General features: G+C 74.3%; 16 protein-coding genes and 1 pseudogene. 7 read left to right on the top strand and 10 right to left on the bottom strand.

Going from position 1 to position 16,972, the window contains the following annotated elements:
- Nucleotides 1–84: 84 nt before the first annotated feature.
- From ACFVXG_RS22650 to msrB, 4 genes are all read left to right on the top strand, one after another.
- The gene (locus ACFVXG_RS22650) at nucleotides 85–876 is read left to right on the top strand and encodes a pyrimidine reductase family protein (protein ID WP_387930090.1); all 792 of its coding nucleotides are present in this window, start codon (nucleotides 85–87) and stop codon (nucleotides 874–876) included.
- Nucleotides 877–927: 51 nt separating this feature from the next.
- Nucleotides 928–1,389 (top strand): indole-3-glycerol phosphate synthase, encoded by a 462-nt coding sequence (locus ACFVXG_RS22645; RefSeq protein WP_387930088.1) that lies wholly within the window; start codon nucleotides 928–930, stop codon nucleotides 1,387–1,389.
- A gap of 113 nt (nucleotides 1,390–1,502) precedes the next feature.
- A complete protein-coding gene (murC, locus tag ACFVXG_RS22640) occupies nucleotides 1,503–2,912 on the top strand; it encodes a UDP-N-acetylmuramate--L-alanine ligase (protein WP_387930086.1) in 1,410 nt (469 codons plus the stop codon).
- A 22-nt stretch (nucleotides 2,913–2,934) separates the two neighbouring features.
- The gene (msrB, locus tag ACFVXG_RS22635; RefSeq protein WP_387930084.1) at nucleotides 2,935–3,345 is read left to right on the top strand and encodes a peptide-methionine (R)-S-oxide reductase MsrB; all 411 of its coding nucleotides are present in this window, start codon (nucleotides 2,935–2,937) and stop codon (nucleotides 3,343–3,345) included.
- Nucleotides 3,346–3,409: 64 nt separating this feature from the next.
- Here msrB and ACFVXG_RS22630 read toward each other — a convergent pair whose 3' ends face one another.
- The 8 genes from ACFVXG_RS22630 to ACFVXG_RS22595 all read right to left on the bottom strand — a co-directional run bounded on the left by ACFVXG_RS22630 (nucleotide 3,410) and on the right by ACFVXG_RS22595 (nucleotide 10,997).
- On the bottom strand, nucleotides 3,410–4,603 hold the full coding sequence (locus ACFVXG_RS22630) for a cytochrome P450 (protein ID WP_387930082.1): 1,194 nt from the start codon (nucleotides 4,601–4,603) through the stop codon (nucleotides 3,410–3,412).
- Nucleotides 4,600–5,160: an ATP/GTP-binding protein gene (locus tag ACFVXG_RS22625; RefSeq protein WP_387930345.1), complete on the bottom strand. Its 561-nt coding sequence runs from the start codon at nucleotides 5,158–5,160 to the stop codon at nucleotides 4,600–4,602. Before ACFVXG_RS22625 ends, ACFVXG_RS22630 begins: the two co-directional genes overlap by 4 nt.
- 82 nt (nucleotides 5,161–5,242) lie before the next feature.
- Nucleotides 5,243–5,596, bottom strand: coding sequence for a DUF742 domain-containing protein (locus tag ACFVXG_RS22620; RefSeq protein ID WP_387930080.1), 354 nt, complete (start codon nucleotides 5,594–5,596; stop codon nucleotides 5,243–5,245).
- A complete protein-coding gene (locus ACFVXG_RS22615; RefSeq protein WP_387930078.1) occupies nucleotides 5,593–6,069 on the bottom strand; it encodes a roadblock/LC7 domain-containing protein in 477 nt (158 codons plus the stop codon). Before ACFVXG_RS22615 ends, ACFVXG_RS22620 begins: the two co-directional genes overlap by 4 nt.
- Nucleotides 6,066–7,850, bottom strand: a complete 1,785-nt coding sequence (locus tag ACFVXG_RS22610) for an ATP-binding protein (RefSeq protein WP_387930077.1) — start codon at nucleotides 7,848–7,850, stop codon at nucleotides 6,066–6,068. Before ACFVXG_RS22610 ends, ACFVXG_RS22615 begins: the two co-directional genes overlap by 4 nt.
- 169 nt (nucleotides 7,851–8,019) lie before the next feature.
- Complete coding sequence (locus ACFVXG_RS22605) at nucleotides 8,020–9,030, bottom strand: MBL fold metallo-hydrolase (protein ID WP_387930075.1); 1,011 nt, start codon at nucleotides 9,028–9,030, stop codon at nucleotides 8,020–8,022.
- A 121-nt stretch (nucleotides 9,031–9,151) separates the two neighbouring features.
- Nucleotides 9,152–9,955 (bottom strand): hypothetical protein, encoded by an 804-nt coding sequence (locus ACFVXG_RS22600; RefSeq protein ID WP_387930074.1) that lies wholly within the window; start codon nucleotides 9,953–9,955, stop codon nucleotides 9,152–9,154.
- Nucleotides 9,956–10,070: 115 nt separating this feature from the next.
- On the bottom strand, nucleotides 10,071–10,997 hold the full coding sequence (locus ACFVXG_RS22595; protein WP_387930072.1) for a GNAT family N-acetyltransferase: 927 nt from the start codon (nucleotides 10,995–10,997) through the stop codon (nucleotides 10,071–10,073).
- A 266-nt stretch (nucleotides 10,998–11,263) separates the two neighbouring features.
- Between ACFVXG_RS22595 and ACFVXG_RS22590 the strand changes: the two are divergent.
- From ACFVXG_RS22590 to ACFVXG_RS22580, 3 genes and pseudogenes are all read left to right on the top strand, one after another.
- Nucleotides 11,264–12,588, top strand: a pseudogene (locus ACFVXG_RS22590) (DUF692 domain-containing protein).
- A 28-nt stretch (nucleotides 12,589–12,616) separates the two neighbouring features.
- Complete coding sequence (locus ACFVXG_RS22585; protein WP_387930070.1) at nucleotides 12,617–13,699, top strand: TIGR04222 domain-containing membrane protein; 1,083 nt, start codon at nucleotides 12,617–12,619, stop codon at nucleotides 13,697–13,699.
- 69 nt (nucleotides 13,700–13,768) lie between these two features.
- Complete coding sequence (locus ACFVXG_RS22580; RefSeq protein ID WP_387930068.1) at nucleotides 13,769–14,551, top strand: TIGR04222 domain-containing membrane protein; 783 nt, start codon at nucleotides 13,769–13,771, stop codon at nucleotides 14,549–14,551.
- A 61-nt stretch (nucleotides 14,552–14,612) separates the two neighbouring features.
- Here the strand turns inward: ACFVXG_RS22580 and hemQ are convergent, their stop codons facing one another.
- Both hemQ and hemG read right to left on the bottom strand, forming a co-directional pair.
- Nucleotides 14,613–15,338: a hydrogen peroxide-dependent heme synthase gene (hemQ, locus tag ACFVXG_RS22575; protein WP_387930066.1), complete on the bottom strand. Its 726-nt coding sequence runs from the start codon at nucleotides 15,336–15,338 to the stop codon at nucleotides 14,613–14,615.
- Nucleotides 15,335–16,777 carry a protoporphyrinogen oxidase gene (gene hemG, locus ACFVXG_RS22570; RefSeq protein ID WP_387930064.1) on the bottom strand — a complete coding sequence of 481 codons (1,443 nt, stop codon included), beginning with the start codon at nucleotides 16,775–16,777 and terminating at the stop codon, nucleotides 15,335–15,337. Before hemG ends, hemQ begins: the two co-directional genes overlap by 4 nt.
- Nucleotides 16,778–16,972: the final 195 nt, after the last annotated feature.

Here is a 16,972-nt window from a genome sequence, read left to right as displayed (position 1 = left end):
CGGTCGGGCCGCGAAAGGCCCGCGCAGAGCCCGGGCGGGGCCCGCGCAAGGCCCCCGCGGGGCCCGCGGTGGAAGACTGGGGACATGCAACAGTTGATCAGCCCGCTGGGCGTTCCGGTCGCCGATCCGTCCGACCTGGAATCGCTCGCCGCCGTCTACGCGTACCCCGACCAGGTGAATCGGGGGCGTCCGTGGCTGCGCGCCAACATGGTGGCGGGGCTGGACGGCGGTGCACGGCTCGACGGCCTCTCCGAGGGCCTCTCCGGGGACGCCGACAAGCGGATCTTCGGTGTGCTGCGGGCCCTGTCGGACGTGGTGCTGGTGGGCGCCGAGACGGTCCGGGCGGAGGGCTACCGGCCGGCCCGGGCCCGTAAGGAGTTCGCGGCCGCGCGGGCGGCGGCGGGGCAGTCCGCGGCCCCGGCGATCGCGATCGTGAGCCGCTCGCTGGACCTCGACCTGGGCGCGCCGCTGTTCACGGAACCGCTGGTCAGGACGGTGGTGATCACCGTCGAGGACGCCCCGGAGGAGCGCCGCCGGGAGGTCGCCGAGGTGGCCGACCTGGTGCTCGCCGGGCGCGGCTCGGTGGACCTGCGGGCGGGCGTGGCGGCCCTGGTGGAGCGGGGCTGGACGCGGCTGCTGACCGAGGGCGGACCGCGGCTGCTGGGGCAGCTGGCGGCGGCGGGCCTGCTGGACGAGCTGTGCCTGTCGCTGGCCCCGCTGGTCACCGGCGGCGACGCGCCGCGCATCGTCCGCGATGCGGAAATGCCTGACGTGCAGCGGATGCGGCTGGTCTCATTGATCGAGCAGAAAGGATTCCTCTTCACCCGCTACCTGCGTCACCTGGGTTCGGATGACCCCGTGACCCCCCGATCGTGATCCCGTTATGCGATGCCGGGGCCCGGGGGCCGGCCACTGGAAGGGACTCACGTGTTCAAGACGGTACTGATGATCGAAAAGGCGCTCTCGGACGCGGACGTGGAGCTCGTCACCACGCTCCACAGCGACGAGAAGGTGTCCTTCGTCGTCCTGATGCAGCCGCGCGGCAAGCAGGACGAACTGCTGCGGGCGCTCGACGACGTCGCCCTCGGCCACCTCGACAAGGTGGTGCACGAGCACGACGAGTCCGAGAGCGGCCCGACCGTGGCCGGCGAATCGCTGGAGCACAGCCTGCGCCACCTGCGCGCGGCCGGGGCCGAGGCGACCGGCGAACTGGTCGAGGAGAAGCCGCTGGACCGACTGCGCGCGGTGGTCCAGCAGCAGGAGGCGGACGAGGTGGTGGTGCTCACCTCACCGCACTTCGTGGAGGAGTTCTTCCACCGCGACTGGGCCTCCCAGGCCCGGCACAAGGTGGGGGTGCCGGTGCTCAGGCTGTTCGCCAGCGACTCCTAGCTCCGCTCCAGCTCTGCGCGCCAGTGGTGCAGAATCGTCCTTGCGGTCCGCCCGCGAGGACGATTCGCATCCGTCCGCCTGCCCACCAGATCCCGCCCGTACGGAGCCACGCCTTGAACGACGCCGCGCACGACCTGCACGCCCCGCACTTCATCGGCATCGGCGGCGCCGGGATGTCCGGCCTGGCGAAGATCCTCGCGGTGCGCGGTGCCAGCGTCTCCGGCAGCGACTCCAAGGAGTCCGAGACCGTCCTGGCCCTGCGCGCCCTCGGCGCCACCGTGCACGTCGGCCACGCCGCCGAGCACGTGCCGGACGGCGCCAGCAGCATCGTGGTCTCCAGCGCGATCCGCGCCGACAACCCGGAGCTGGTCACCGCCCACGAGCGCGGCATCCCGGTGGTGCACCGCTCCGACGCGCTGGCCGCGCTGATGGGCGGCCGCCGGGCGCTGGCGGTGGCCGGCACCCACGGCAAGACCACCACCACCAGCATGCTCGCCGTCGCCCTCGGCGAACTGGGCCTGGACCCGTCCTACGCGATCGGCGGCGACCTCGACGCGCCCGGCTCCAACGCCCACCACGGCACCGGCGAGATCTTCGTCGCCGAGGCCGACGAGAGCGACCGCAGCTTCCACAAGTACGCGCCCGAGGTGGCGATCGTGCTCAACGTGGAGCTGGACCACCACGCCAACTACGCCTCGATCGACGAGATCTACGAGTCCTTCGAGACCTTCGTCGGCCGGATCACCCCCGGCGGCACCCTGGTCGTCTCCGCCGACCACGACGGCGCCCGCGAGCTGACCTCCCGGGTGGCCGCCCGCGAGGGCCTCAACGTGGTCACCGTCGGCGCCGCCGAGGACGCCGACCTGCGCGTCCTCTCGGTGGTCGCCCACGGCATGACCAGCGAGGTCACCGTGCTCCTGGACGGCGCCGAGCTGGCCTTCACCGTCTCGGTGCCCGGCCGGCACTACGCCCACAACGCGGTGGCCGCGCTGGCCGCCGGCGTCGCCCTCGGCGTCCCGGCCACCGACCTGGCCAAGGCGCTCGGCGCCTACACCGGCGTGCGCCGCCGCCTCCAGCTCAAGGGCGAGGCGGCCGGCGTCCAGGTGATCGACTCCTACGCCCACCACCCGACCGAGATGACCGCCGACCTGGAGGCGATCCGCGAGGGCCTGGAGGGCGAGGGCCGCGTCCTGGTGGTCTTCCAGCCGCACCTGTTCAGCCGCACCCAGCAGCTCGCCGAGGAGATGGGCCAGGCGCTGGCGCTGGCCGACGCCTCGGTGGTGCTGGACATCTACCCGGCCCGCGAGGACCCGATCCCGGGCGTCACCAGCGAGCTGATCATCGACGCCGCCCGCCGGGCCGACGCCGACGTCACCCCCGAGCACGACTTCGCCGCCGCCCCCGCCCTGCTGGCCGGCCTGGCCCGCCCGGGCGACCTGCTGCTCACCATGGGCGCCGGCGACGTCACCAACCTGGGGCCCGAAATTCTCAAGCACCTCGCGAACGTTGCTTCCAACGTCTGACGTACGCCGAGCGGGAGTCGTGATGAGCTACGAGATCCAGAAGTCCGAGGCCGAGTGGCGCGACCAGCTCAGCCCCGAGGAGTACCACGTGCTCCGCGAGGCGGGCACCGAGCGCCCGTTCGTCGGCGAGTACACCGACACCAAGACGGTCGGGGTCTACGCCTGCCGGGCCTGCGGGACGGAGCTGTTCAGCTCCGAGACCAAGTTCGACAGCCACTGCGGCTGGCCCTCGTACTACGCGCCGCTGGCCGGCGACCGGGTCGAGTACATCGAGGACACCACGCTCGGCATGCGCCGGGTCGAGGTGCGCTGCGCCAAGTGCGGCGGGCACCTGGGCCACGTCTTCGAGGGCGAGGGCTACGGCACGCCGACGGACCAGCGGTACTGCATCAACAGCATCTCGCTGACGCTGCGGCCCGCCGACTCGGACTGAGCCGCGTAGTACGGAGGGGCCCGGACGGCAGCTGCCGTCCGGGCCCCTCCGGCGTTCTCCGGCCTCAGCCCGCCACCGGGGCGAAGCGGACCGGGAGGTGGACCAGGGCGCGGTGGAAGGGGCCCGGGCGCCACAGCAACTCGTCGGCCGGGGTGGACAGTTCGAGGTCGCTGAGCCGGCTGGTCAGCTGCTCGATGGCGGTGATCGCTATCAGCAGGGCCGGGTCCCGGGCCGGGCAGGCGTGCGGGCCGGCCGCCCAGGCCAGGTGGGCGCTCTCGCCGCTGCGCAGCCCGTCGCCGTCGGTGGGCGGCGCGGCCTGGGAGTTGGCGGCCGCGTACGAGACCAGGACCAGCGAGCCGGCCTTGATCTCGCGGCCGTGGAAGGTGATGTCGTACCGCGGGTAGTGGGCGGAGAGGTTGGCCATCGGCGGCTCGTGCCACAGCACTTCGTCGATCGCCTGGTGGGCGGTCATCGCGCCGCCGAACAGCGAGCCGGCGTAGCGGGCGTCGGTGAGCAGGCGCAGCAGGGCGTTGCCGATCAGGTTGGTGGTCGGCTCGTGCCCGGCGATCATGGTCAGGGTGATCTGCCGGATCACCTCGTCGTCGTCCAGCCCGACCGGGTGGGTGACGAACCAGGAGGCCAGGTCGTGCCGGGGCCGCGCGCGGCGCTCGGCGACCATCGCGGTGACCACCGCGACGAGCTTGCCGTACGCGGCGCCGGCCCGGGCGGTGGACTCGATCAGCCCGGTGATGGCGGCCACCACCTCGGCGTGCTCCTCCTCCGGCACGCCGAAGCCGGTGGTCAGCACGAAGGCGGTCAGCTGGCGGGCGTACTCGGCGATCAGGTCGGCGTGGCCGACCGCCGCGAAGCGGTCGATCAGCTGGTGGGCGACCTCGGCGACCTGGCGCTGCAGCCGGTGCGGCTCGAACAGGGCCAGGCCGTCGGTGATCACCGCGCGGTAGCGGGCGTGGGTCGCGCCGTCGCTGAACAGCGCGGTGGGGCGGTAGCCGAGCACCGGGAGCAGCGGGGAGTCCGGCGGGACGGTCGCCTGCCAGGCGCGGGAGTCCTTGGAGAAGGTGTCGGTGTCGCGCAGCAGGTCCAGCGCGGCCTGGTAGTCGGTGACCAGCAGGGCCTCGACGCCGGGGGCGATCTCCACCGGGGCGACCGCGCCGTGGCGGCGCAGCCGCTCGTACACCAGCTGGGGGTCGGCGGCGAAGACCGGGCCGTAGATCGGAGTCGGTCGGGTCTCGACGGTCACGGGCGTTCCTGGGGATCGGTGGCGGTGGCGGGCAGGGTGTCGAGGACGTGCTCGGCCAGGGCGATCAGCGCGTCGAGGCTGCTGCCGCGCTCGCGGGCGTCGCACAGCAGCAGCGGGGTGGCCGCGTGCAGGTCGAGGTGGGCGCGCAGCACCTCGGGCGGGTGGTCCGGGGAGTCCGGGAAGCGGTTGACGGCGACCGCGTACGGCAGGCCCTGCTCCTCGACCATGTCCATGATCTCGAAGGAGTCGGCCAGCCGCCGGGTGTCGGCGAGCACCAGGGCGCCCAGGGCGCCGCGGGCGATGTCCTGCCAGAGCGGGAAGAAGCGGCGCTGGCCGGGGGTGCCGAACATGTAGAGCACCGTGTTGCCGGGCAGGGTGAGCCGGCCGAAGTCCACCGCGACGGTGGTGGTGGTCTTCTCCGGCAGGCCGGCCAGGTCGTCCACCGGGCGCCCGGTCTCGGTCATCGCCTCCTCGGTGTGCAGGGTGGCGATCTCGGAGAGGGTGCGGATGAGCGTGGTCTTGCCGACCCCGAACGGGCCGGCGACCACCAGTTTCATCAGCAGCTGGTCCCGGTCGGGCAGGTAGCCCACCCGGCTCGACCGCCCGGCCGGGAGGCCGGAGCCAGGGCCGGTCCCGGGGTCACCGGAGTGCACGGAGTCCAACGAGGAGCCTCTCGACGATGGAGCGGTCGGTCTGCTGGGCGCGCGGGATCGGCGCGCGGGCGCGCAGACAGCCCGCCTCGACCAGGTCGGCCGCGAGGAAGACGGTGGCGCTGACCGGCAGGCGCAGGTGGGCGGCGGCCTCCACCACGGTCAGCGCGCCGGGGCGCAGCAGTTCCCAGAGCCGGCGGTGCTCGGGTTCGAGTTCGGCCGGCGGTTCGACGCGGTCCGCGTACAGGACGGTCAGCCGCTCGAAGCCGTCGGTGCCGGGGCGGCTGCGGCCGCCGGTGGCCAGGTAGGCGGGCACCATCCGCCTGCGGGGGACGGCGGTCATGACCCGGTCGGAGCGTCCTGCGAGCCGGTGCCCTGCGTGCCCGCGTCCTGCGCGCCGGCCCCCTGCTGCCGGGACGGGCTGGCGAGGGCCCGGCCCAGGGCGGTGACCTGGAGCTGCATCTGGTAGGCCACGTTGCCGAGTTGGGCGTCCGGGGCGGTGAACACGGCGAGCGAGGTGTTCTCCCCGGCTGGGACGACGATGGCGTAGCCGAGGTCGGACTCCACCACGGTCTGGGCCAGCCGCGGCCGCTCGGTGTCGGTGAAGGCGGTGGTGAAGGCACGGGACGCGGCGTGCACGGTGGCGGTCATCGCCGCGACCCGCTCGGCGGAGGCCCGGCCGAGGCTGTCGGAGGCGGCCTCGACGAGGCCGTCACCGCTGGCGACCACCGCGTGCAGCACCCCCGGGAGCTCCAGCAGCGGGTTCAGCACCCAGGAGATCTCGGTGGCGGTCGGGCTGGGCGAGCTGCTGCTCACTGCTCGGCTCCTTCTAAGGTCGGTCCGGTGGTGTGGTCACCGGTGTCGCGGCCGGCGGTGGTGTCGGTGGTGCTGGTCGTCTCGCCGGTCCCGGTGGTCCCGGCGCTGCCGGAGTCGGCCTGCGCGGCGGCGGCCCGGCCGGAGTCGGTGCCCTGCTGGAGCGCCTGCCAGTGGGCGGCGGCCTGCTCGGGGCTGCGGACGTACGGCGCGGGGCGCTCCCCCGGGCCGGTCCCCGTCCCCGTCCCCGTTCCCGGTGCCGCCCCGCCCGTCGCCGGTTCCTCGGCGGTGAGCGGGCGGCGGCGGCGCCGACTGGGCAGGCCGCTGCCGTCCCCGCCCGGGTCAGCGCCCGGGGCGGTGCCCGCGTCCGGGTCGGGGACCACGCGGATGGCGGGCGCCGGGTGCGGTCCGGGCTGGTGGTGGCGGTCGGCGAGCACCGGCCCGTCCTGCTCGTCGGCGTCCCGCATCGGCGGGACGGCCGCGACGGCGGGCGCCGGCGCCGGGCCGCTGCCGGCCCGCAGCGGCAGCGGGGTGAGCACCGAGAGCGGCTGCTCGTCGTCCACCACCGTCACCAGGGCGGCGGGGATGCGCAGGATGGTCCGCATGCCGCCGTACGGCGAGGGCTCGATGTGGCTGGTGAAGCCGTACTGCCGGGCCAGCTTGCCGACCACCGCGAAACCGGTCTTGGGCGGGTTGCCCAGCTCGGTGAGCAGCACGTCCGAGGGGCCGGCCAGCAGGCGGCGGGCCCGGCGCAGCTGGTCCTCGTCCATCCCGATGCCGCTGTCGTCGATGATCACCAGCGCGCCGCGGCCGCCCTGCTGGATGGTGACCGGGACGTCGGTCTCCGGGTGGGAGTAGGCGGTGGCGTTGGCGAGCAGCTCGGCAACCGCGATGGCGATCGGCTCGGCGGCCCGGGCGGCCACGGCCAGCCGCTGCTCGCGCAGGTGGTTGGCGACCTTGATCCGCGCGTAGCCGGGCACCCGGGAGAGCGCGCCGACGACCACCTCGGCGAGCGGGGAGTCGGTCCGGGCCAGGCCCGGCCAGGCCTCGCAGAGCACGGCGACGGTCTGGATCCGGCGCAGCGCGACCTCGTTGCGGAAGTCGACCTCCAGCAGCCGGGGGTCGTCGTTGTCGTGCTGAAGCTGTTGGACCAGGCTCTGGATCTGGTACAGCAGGGTCTGGATCCGGGAGGTGGCGCCGCGCATGGCGGCGCGGGCGGCGGCGTCGACCCGCTCGCGCTCGTCGGCGAGGGCCGCGGTGGCGGCGTCCAGGACGGACTGCAGCGCCCGGACGGCCTCGGGACCGACGGCCTGCGCGTCGAGCGGGCCCACCTGCTGGGCGTTGACGTGGGTCAGCCGGACGGCGGTGGCGGAGACCCGCTCCTGGGCGAGGTGGCCGATCTCGGCGAGCAGCGCGTCGGCCTGCCACTCGGCGGCGGCGAGCCGGGCACCGGCCTCCTCGGCGCGGGCGGTCGCCTCCTCGGCGTCGACGGCCGCCTGCTTGGCGCGGGCGTTGGCGGCGGCACCCCGCTGATCGGCGGCCCTGGCCTGCTCCTCGGCCCGCCGGGCCTGCTCGGCGGAGTTCCGTACGGCCTCCTGGGCCTCGTTCAACTGGCGTTCGGCGCGGGCGAGTTTGGCCTCCGCGGCGCGGGCCTGCTGGGCGTCGTGGCCGAGCGCCGCCTCGGCGGCCGCGGCCCGGGTGACGGCCCCGGCCCGGCTGCGGGCGAGCACGACCGTGGCCGCGGCGGCGACCAGCGCCAGGGCGATCAGCGCGATCTGCGTCATCGAGTACTCGGGTGTCCTCGCTGCTTGGCCCGGGCCGTCGCCCGGGGTCGGGGGCCGTACGGGGTGCCGGCACGGGTGCCGGACGGAGTGCTGGCGCGGGTACCCGGGCCGGGCGCCGGCGCGGGTGCCCGCCGGCGCCCGGGGGCGTCGGTTGGGGCGGGCGCGGTGCTCAGTTCCGGACGGAGCGCGGGCGCGGGACGCGGGCCGCCTCCTCGGCCAGCTCCCGGGCAACCAGGGCGACCTGGCCCATGGCGTCCAGGATGCCGGGCAGCTCGGAGCCGTCCAGGTGCCGGTACTCGGCCGCGACGGTGAGCACCAGCCGCTCGGGCAGGCCGAGTTCGGGGTGGCGCTGCTCGGCGATCACCCGCCGGGCGGCGTCCAGCGCGGGTATCCCGGCGGCGTGCAGGGTGTGGGCGCGCTCGCGGACGTACGCCAGGTAGCCGATGTGCTCCTGGACGCCGTCGCGGTCGAGCACCGGGCCGTGGCCGGGGACGAAGATCTCCGCGCCGGTGGCCAGGGCCCGTTCGCAGGCGCCGATGATGTTCTCCAGCGGGCCGGCCCAGTGCGAGGGGTGGTCGCCGGGCTGCTCGGAGGTCGAGGAGAAGATCACGTCGCCGGTGAACACCGCGCGCTGGTGCGGGAGGTGGACCATCAGGTCGCCGCCGGTGTGGGCGGCGGGCAGGCTGGTGATCTGCACCGGGTAGCGGCCGACCTTGAGCTCCAGCTCGCCGGTGAAGACGGTGTCCGGGTGCACCGGCTCGGTGGTGGACCAGTCGAAGCGGCCGAAGTGCTCGCGCAGGTAGCCGCCGAGCGGGGAGTCCGGGTCGCTGTTGGCGAGCAGGGCGTGCTGCTGCTGGGGGGTGGGCTCCCAGTGGATGTGCTCCAGCGCCTCGCGGGTGGCGATCACCTCGGCGTCGGGGAGCACTCCGGCGCCCCACAGGTGGTCGCCGTTGGCGTGGGTGACGACCACCCGGTCGATGTCGACCCCGGTCGGCAGCAGGCGCCGGCTGGCGGCCAGGAACTCCCCGGCCAGTGAGGGGTCGTACGGGGTGTCGATCCAGAGCGCGGTGGTCTCGGAGGCCAGCAGGCCGCAGTTGGCCAGGCCCCAGCCCCGCTTCGGGGGGAGCCACACATACAGGTCCTCGGCAATCGCGCTCACGTTCGCACGGTTGATCGTCATGCGCGCGATTATGCCCATGTTGTGTCAGGGATGGGGCAAAACCTGTACTGCCAGCTGGAGTTAGTGCCCCGATCCCTCCCGCACTGTCCCGATTCGCACCACGTGGTCGAGACCAATCGTCTCACTGCTCGGGACGACTGGTGGACACCTCGCCCCGGAAACCCGACGGGACGTCGGACCGCTGGGTGGGCAGGAGCCGGCAGACCTCGACCGTGACGTCCACCGTGTCCAGCCCGATCACCCGCCCCTCCACCGCGACGAATCCTTTCTCCCCCGAGCGGAACAGCGCCGCCAGCGCCGAGCTACGGTTCGCCGAGGTCAACGCCTCCACCGCCATCGCCGAACCGAAGGCGAACACCCCGCAGAGCACCACGCAGGGCGCCTGCCGGGGCGTGCGGGTGACGAAGATGAAGCCGTGGTCGCGGATCAGCTCCCCCGCCGGGCTGTACAGCGCCTCGAAGGTCATGCCGCCCCAGCGGGCGCGGGCCTCGTCCGGGTACTCGACGGCGAAGTCCGGGAACACCGCGTCCAACACCGCGCCGGAGTAGGAGTTGACGCTCGGGCCCCCGATCGAGAAGGTCGGCATCCGCGGGTCCTGCGCCCCCGCCACCACCAGCTCGATGGTCGCCTTCCGGTTGACCTTCCGCAGCAGGTCGGTCAGCTCCGCTATCGCCCTGGCCTCGGCCATCGGCACGAACAGCACGTTCTTCGGCCCGCGGCTGCTCAGCTGGCAGCCGTCCGAGGTGAAGGCGAACTCCGCCACCTCCAGGCTCGGGATGACGATCTGCACCCGGCCGTACGGCGCCAGCAGCGCCCGCAGGAAGCCGTAGCGGAGGAACAGTCTGGTACGGGCGAGGGAACGGGCCGTGAGGAAGCCGATCACGGCCGGCACCGATGCGATCAGCACCTGGAGCAGGATCTCCATATGATCCCCCGGGGGAAGTCGGGCACGAACTGTGCGCCCTGGTCATGTCCCCGCCCATGGCCGAAAATACCCCCCTCCACGGCAAATCGGCCCGCCCGGATCGCCGCACCGGAGGTCACCCCAGGCGCTTGATCCCCCTGCGCTCCCCCGCACAGCGCTCGTAGCCCAGCCAGGCGTTGATCGCCAGCATCGGCGCGTTGGTGGCGTCGTTGCTGGTGTACGCACGCAGGTAGCCCGCCGCCGCCGCGAGCCGCAGCGACTCCAGCTTGGCCAGCTTGGTCAGCCCGCGGCCGCGGAACTCCCGGCGGCAGGCGGTGAACGCGGACCAGTAGCGGTCCACCCCGTCGGTCTGCGCCAGGGTGAACGCGGCCGGCTCGCCGTCCACCACGGCGACCACCGTCAGCGCCCGGTCCAGGTCCGGCCGGGCCCAGTCGCCCCGCAGCCACTCCTCGTAGTCCAGGGCGTCCATCGTCACCTCGCCGGGCTCGTCCCGGATCGCGTCCGCCTCCACCACGAAGAGCGGGCGCGGATCGTCCGCCCAGTCGGTGGCCGGGCGCAGCTCGACACCGGCCGGAAGCTCGGGCGCCGACGGCAGCGGCAGCGTCAAGTCCCGCCCGCCGAAGTGCGCTTCACGCCCCACCTGGTACCCCCGGGCGGCGCCGAAGGCCAGGGCGGCGGGCTCGTCGTCCAGCCAGGTGTGCAGCTCGGTCACCCCGTGGCCGGCCAGGTGCCGTTCGGCCGCGGCCAGCAGCGCGGTGGCGGCGCCGCGGCGCCGGAACCCGGGCAGCACACTGCCGTTGGCGTAGCCGACGCCGGTGGTCGTCGTCCCGAGCACCACCCCGCAGCGCACCGCGCCGACCACCCGGCCGTCCGACTCGGCGACGAAGGTACGGAAGTGCTCGTCGGGGTTCTGCCGGGTGTTCGCCCAGAGCAGGGCCTCGGCCGTCCACACCAGGTGCTCGCGCCCGGCCCGGTGGGCGGCGGCCACCGCCTCGGCGTCGGCGGGGCGGAAGTCTCGGATCGTCAGTCCAGTCTCGGTCATGGATTCGCACGCTATCCGCGCCGGCCCGTCGCCGCCTCCGATTTTCCCGTCGACAGGCCACCCCACCTGCGGAATCGGCCCGGACAAGGGGCTAGAGTCCTTGATCACCAGGACGGCAAGCTCAAATAATGCTCTGAGAAGACCGGGTGAGGCTTGGCAGCCACCCCGCCCGGGGACATCCTCAGCAGCACGGCCGCGCGGTCCTGGCGACGACGCCCGCACCGCCCGACGGCCTCCCCGTCCAGCCCTCCGAAGGGGGCGAACCGATGACTTCCCCTGCCCTGGCCCTGCCCGGCTCCGCCACCTCCACGGCGGACACCACCGCACCGGTGGACACCGCCGCGCCCCGGCTCGGCGTCGGCCTCGGCTGGCGCAGCGAGATCGACACCGTGGTCGAGCGCCAGCCCGGCCTGGACTGGGTCGAGGTGGTCGCCGAGAACATCTGCGCCGACCACCTGCCCACCTCGCTCACCGTCCTGCGCGAACGCGGCGTCACCGTCGTCCCGCACGGCGTCGGCCTCGGTCTCGGCGGCGCCGACCGGCCCGACCCCGACCGGCTCGGCCGGCTCGCCGGAGCGGCCCTCGCGCTCGGCTCCCCGCTGGTCACCGAGCACCTGGCCTTCGTCCGGGCCGGCGGCCTGGAGGCCGGCCACCTACTGCCGGTCCCGCGCACCCGGGACTCGCTGCGGGTGATCGCCGAGAACGTCCGGATCGCCCAGGACCAGCTCCCGGTGCCACTCGCCCTGGAGAACATCGCCGCCCAACTCGCCTGGCCCGACGACGAGTTCACCGAGGGCGAGTTCCTCGCCGAACTCGTCGCGCGGACCGGCGTCCGGCTGCTGATCGACGTCGCCAACCTGCACACCAACCGGGTCAACCTCGGCACCGACCCGGCGGCCGAACTCGACCGCCTGCCGCTGGAGGCGCTCGCCTACGTGCACGTCGCCGGCGGCACCCTGGTCGACGGCGTGTGGCACGACACCCACGCCCACCCCGTCACCGAACCGGTGCTGGAGGTGCTGGCCGAACTCTGCGCGCGGGTCGAACCGCCCGGCGTCCTGCTGGAACGGGACGCCGACTTCCCGCCGCCCTCCGAACTGGCCGGTGAACTGGACGCCATCCGTCGGGTGCTGGAGGGGAGCACCCGGCGATGAGCGACCTGGACCGCGTCGAGCCGAACGGGCCTGCTGAAGGCGAGGACGCAAGAGGGCGCCTCGCCCGGCGCCAGGCGGAGCTGCTGGCCGCCCTGGTGGCCGGCGGGCCCGTCCCGCCCGGCTTCGACCCGGACCAGGTCCGCGCCCAGTCCACCGGCCTCGCCGCCAAACGGCGCGACACCACCGCGAAGGTCGTCCCCGACCTGCCCCGCCTGCTCGGGGCGCAGTACGGGCCGCTCTTCCTCGCCTACGCGCGAACCCACCCGCAGACCGACGGCTACCGCGCCGACGCCCGGGCCTTCGCCGCGTGGGTGCTCACCGACGGCGGCCCGCCCGCCGCCGACCACCGCCGCGCCCTGGAGCAGTGGCTCCACCAGGCGCCCGAGCGGCCGCCGGGCCCGCTCGCCCGCCTGCGCCGGGCCCTGCGCGGCCACTGATCCGACGTCTCATTCGGGGGAACCGCCCATGTGGCACAACAGCTACTTCCTGATCCCTGCCCTGCTGCTGGCCGCGGCCGTGCTGTACGCCGCACGGACCCGGCAGCGGGTCCGCCACGTCCCGAACCCGCAGGGCCTGCCCGGCCGCGGCCTGTCGCTGCTGGACACCGCCTTCCTGGCCGGCGGCCCGGGCCGGGTCTTCGACACGGCGCTGATCCGGATGCACCTCGGCGAGCAGGTCGTGATCAACCGCGCCGGACTGGTCACCCTCACCGGCGCCAAGCCCTACGACGCCGTCGACCAGGCGATCCACGACGCCGTCGGCTCGACCGGCAGCCGGGAACTCGGCACGCTGCGCCGCATGGTGATGCGCTCCGCCGCCGTCCAGGAGATCGGCGACCGGCTCGCCGACCGCGGGCTGATGCGCCGCCCCGCGCGGCTGCACCAGGCCCGGACGGCGCGCCGGCTGCTCTGGCCGGCGATGCTCGTGGTCGTGCTCTCCGCCGGGCTCGCCCTGCTGCTCGACGACGACCGGGCCCGCTACGACCGGCCCAACCTCTGGTACCCGGGCCTGCTGCTGTTGGTCGGCGCCGTCACCCTGCTGGTCACCCTCCCCGCCGACGGCCGGGTCACCCCGGCCGGGCACCGCCAGCTCAACCTGATGCAGGGCACCACCCCGTGGACGCCCGCCGCCGGCGTCTCGCCCCGGCTGACGGGCGGCGCGATGCTGGGCGCGGTCGCCCTCGGCGGACTGGCCGCGGCCGCGCTGGACAACCAGGAGCTGGAGGCCGCGATGCTGGCCGCGGCGGCCGAGGAGGAGGCGGTGCGGCAGACCCAGGCGTCGTCCTCGTCCTTCTTCTCCTCGTCGGGCAGCTCCTCCTCGTCCTCGTCCTCCTCGTCGAGCAGCTCCTCCTGCGGTGCCGCCGCCACCGTCTCCTGCGGCTCCTCGGACTCCGGCTCGACCCACCACTCCTCCTGCGGGTCCTCGCACCACTCATCGTGCGGCTCCTCGCACTCCAGCTGCGGTTCCTCCTCCAGTTGCGGCTCTTCGTCCAGCTGCAGTTCCTCCTCCAGCTGCGGTTCGAGCTGCGGGAGCAGCTGCGGCTCCTGACGTCACAGTTCGGTATCGCGGTCCGGGAAGCCGTTCCCCACGCCATGGCCCCAGGCATAGAACAAGCCCATGTGGTTGCTGTTCCTGATACCGGCCTGTGTCGCGGCGGTGCTGTCCTGCCTCCGGCTGGTGCGGATGACCGCCACCGCCGACGCCCTCGCCGACCTGGACGGGCTGCGCCCGCCGGAGGCCGTCGGCATCGGGCTCTACGAGACGGCCTACCTGGCCGGCGGCCCGGACCGGGTGGTGGAGCTGGCCCTCGTCCTGATGGCCGGGCGCGGCCGCCTGCACCTCGCCCACACCGGCTGGACCACCGTCGTCGACCCCAAGGGCCGCAGCCGGCTGGAACGGGCGATCATCGCCACCGTCGGCCCCGAGGGCCAGTGCCGTACGGACGAGCTGCGCCGGGCGATGGGCGAGCACCCCACCGTGCTGGAGATCGGCGCCCGGCTCTCGCTGGCCGGCCTGGCCACCCCGGCGCTGGTCCAGCGCAACACCGTGGTGGTGGTCCGCCAGGTCCGGCACGCGATGCTGCTGACGGTCGTCCTGCTCGCCGCCGCGCTGTCCCTCAGCGGCTTCACCGGCGGTGACACCCTCGCCCCGCTCGCCTGGTTCTCGCTGCCGCTGATCCTCACCGCGGGCACCCTGCTGATGGCCCGGGTCGACGTCTACCCGTACACCCGCTGGGCCTCCCCGATCGGCCAGGAGGTGCTGCGCGAGGTCCGCCCGGCCCGCCAGCGCGGCCTCGCCGACGACGAGGAGCGCCAACTGCTCACCGCCGTCGCCATGAACGGCCCCGCCGTCCTCCCCGACGCCCGCCTGCGCGCCGCCCTGCGCCCCCACCGCACCTGAGGCAAAGGCCGGAGGCCGGCCCCACCCCAGCGGGGGGAGCCGGCCTCCGGTACGGCGAGGGTCAGGCCAGGCCGTTCAGCAGCTCGCTCACCGGCTTGCGGCGGCCGGTGAAGAACGGCACCTCCTCGCGGACGTGCAGCCGGGCCCGGGAGGGGCGCAGGTCGCGCATCAGGTCGACGATCCGGTGCAGCTCGTCCGCCTCGAAGGCGAGCAGCCACTCGTAGTCGCCGAGCGCGAACGAGGCCACCGTGTTGGCCCGCACGTCCGGGTAGCCGCGCGCCATCTGGCCGTGCTCGGCGAGCATCGCGCGCCGCTCGGCGTCCGGCAGCAGGTACCACTCGTAGGAGCGGACGAACGGGTACACGCAGACGTAGTCGCGCGGGCGCTCGTCGGCGAGGAAGGCCGGGATGTGCGACTTGTTGAACTCGGCCGGGCGGTGCAGGGCCATGTTCGACCAGACCGGCTCCAGCTGGCGGCCCAGGCCGGTGCGGCGGAAGCGGTTGTACGCCTCCTGGAGGTCGTCCGAGTCCTCGGCGTGCCACCAGATCATCAGGTCGGCGTCCGCGCGCAGCCCGGACACGTCGTACGTGCCGCGGATCGTCACGTCCTTGGCGTCCAGCTGCGCGAACAGCTCGTCCACCTCGGCGGCGAGGGCGGTGCGGTCCTCGGGCAGGGCGCCCTTGAGCTTGAACACCGACCACATGGTGTAGCGGATGACCTGGTTCAGGTCGCGCGCCTTCTTCTTCTCGGGCCGCTGCTCGGGCTCCCGCTCAACGCTCTCAGTCATGCGCCCATTGTCCTCTCCGTGGAACCGTCCCCGGTCGCCGGGGTCAACAGTCTGTCGATGTGCCCGCCGACGGCCGCCACGGCCGCGGCCGCGGAACCGATGCAGGCCGGGATCCCCACCCCGTCGTACGCGGCGCCGCACAGCGCCAGCCCGCCCACCGCCGCCACCGCCGCCCGCACCCGGACCACCCGGTCCGGGTGCCCCACCGGGTACTGCGGCAGGCCCGCCGTGAAGCGCGACACGAAGGTGTCGTACGGCCGGGCGGTCAGGCCGATCGCCTCCCCCAGGTCCGCCAGCGAGCGGGCCACCAGCTCCTCGTCCGGCAGCCCCAGCGCCTCGTCGTCGCGGTGCCGGCCCAGCGAGGTGCGCAGCAGGAAGGCGTCCGGGGCGGAACGCTCCAGCCAGCCCCACTTGTTGGAGGAGAAAGTCGAGGCCTTGATCCGGCGGCCGTCCACCGGCGGCACCAGGAACCCGCTGCCGCTGGGCGGTTCGGGCAGGTCAGCGCGGCGGAACGCCAGGGTCACCAGCGCCATGCCCGCGTACTCGACGGCGTCCAACTCGGCGGCCGCCGCCGGGGCGTCCGCGCGCAGCAGCCGGGCCGCGGCCGGCGCCGGCACGGCCAGCACCACGGCGTCCGCGGTCAGCACCTCGCCGCCGGCCACCACCCGCCAGCCCTCGGGGGTGCGGCGCAGCTCCTCCACCGGGGTGTCGGTGCGCAGGTCCACGCCCGCCTTGACGCACGCCGCGGCCACCGCCTCCGGCAGGGTGCCGAGGCCGCCGCGCAGCCCCTGGAACACCGGGGTGCCGACCACCTGCGGCCGGGAGGCCAGCGCGTGCACCCCCTCGACCAGCGAGCCGCCGCCCTGGGCGATCGGCAGCAGCTGCGGCACGGCGGCGCGCAGCGAGATCTCCTCGGCGCGACCGGCGTAGACGCCGCCCAGCAGCGGCTCCACCAGCCGGTCCACCACCTCCTGGCCCAGCCGGTCGGCGACGTACCGGCCGATCGCCACGTCCGCCCCGACCTCGGTGTCCTGCTCGTGCCGGGCCCGCTCCAGCCCCTCGGCGGTCAGCACCCCGGAGGCGGCCAGCGCCTCCAGGTCACCCGGGACGCCCATCACCTGCCCGCCGGGCAGCGGCCGCAGCGCGCCCCTGGTCCAGATCGCCGCCTTCGCGGTGGTCGGCGGCTCCAGCTCCGCCCCCAGCCCGACCGCCCGCGCCAGCTCCACCGCCTCCGGCCGCCGCGCCAGCACCGACTCGGCCCCCAGGTCCACCCGGACCCCGCCGACCTCGCCGCCCCACAGCTTCCCGCCGACCCGCCCCGACGCCTCCAGCAGCGTCACCCGGGCCCGCGCCGCCCCCCCGGCCGCCCCGCTCAGGAAGGCAGCCGCAGCCAGCCCCGCGATCCCACCACCGACGACGACGACCTGTGCATCCGACATGCCTCGCAGTCTCGCAGGTCTTTACACGGATGCCTCAATCCGCCAACGCGTTCAGGTCGATGAAGATCGGGAACGGCACCGGCCGTTCGAGCGTGCCCCGGAAGACCCGATCCGGGACGTACACATGTGTCGCCCCTCGGGAGTTCATCCACGGGCCCACCGTAGTGGATCCACCACGCTCCGTAGCGCCCGCCC

The sequence above is a fragment of the Kitasatospora sp. NPDC058162 genome (genome assembly GCF_042884005.1).
GTDB lineage: Bacteria > Actinomycetota > Actinomycetes > Streptomycetales > Streptomycetaceae > Kitasatospora.
The sequence above is the reverse complement of the archived record's forward strand: the minus strand, read 5'-3'. Positions and strand labels throughout refer to the sequence as shown.

Coding starts and splice junctions, on each gene's coding strand:
- ACFVXG_RS22650 (WP_387930090.1), top strand. CDS start 85: ATGCAACAGTTGATCAGCCCGCTGGGCGTTCCGGTCGCCGATCCGTCC.
- msrB (WP_387930084.1), top strand. CDS start 2,935: ATGAGCTACGAGATCCAGAAGTCCGAGGCCGAGTGGCGCGACCAGCTC.
- ACFVXG_RS22625 (WP_387930345.1), bottom strand. CDS start 5,160: ATGAAACTGGTGGTCGCCGGCCCGTTCGGGGTCGGCAAGACCACGCTC.
- ACFVXG_RS22620 (WP_387930080.1), bottom strand. CDS start 5,596: ATGACCGCCGTCCCCCGCAGGCGGATGGTGCCCGCCTACCTGGCCACC.
- ACFVXG_RS22610 (WP_387930077.1), bottom strand. CDS start 7,850: ATGACGCAGATCGCGCTGATCGCCCTGGCGCTGGTCGCCGCCGCGGCC.
- ACFVXG_RS22605 (WP_387930075.1), bottom strand. CDS start 9,030: ATGACGATCAACCGTGCGAACGTGAGCGCGATTGCCGAGGACCTGTAT.
- ACFVXG_RS22600 (WP_387930074.1), bottom strand. CDS start 9,955: ATGGAGATCCTGCTCCAGGTGCTGATCGCATCGGTGCCGGCCGTGATC.
- ACFVXG_RS22595 (WP_387930072.1), bottom strand. CDS start 10,997: ATGACCGAGACTGGACTGACGATCCGAGACTTCCGCCCCGCCGACGCC.
- ACFVXG_RS22585 (WP_387930070.1), top strand. CDS start 12,617: ATGTGGCACAACAGCTACTTCCTGATCCCTGCCCTGCTGCTGGCCGCG.
- ACFVXG_RS22580 (WP_387930068.1), top strand. CDS start 13,769: ATGTGGTTGCTGTTCCTGATACCGGCCTGTGTCGCGGCGGTGCTGTCC.
- hemQ (WP_387930066.1), bottom strand. CDS start 15,338: ATGACTGAGAGCGTTGAGCGGGAGCCCGAGCAGCGGCCCGAGAAGAAG.
- hemG (WP_387930064.1), bottom strand. CDS start 16,777: ATGTCGGATGCACAGGTCGTCGTCGTCGGTGGTGGGATCGCGGGGCTG.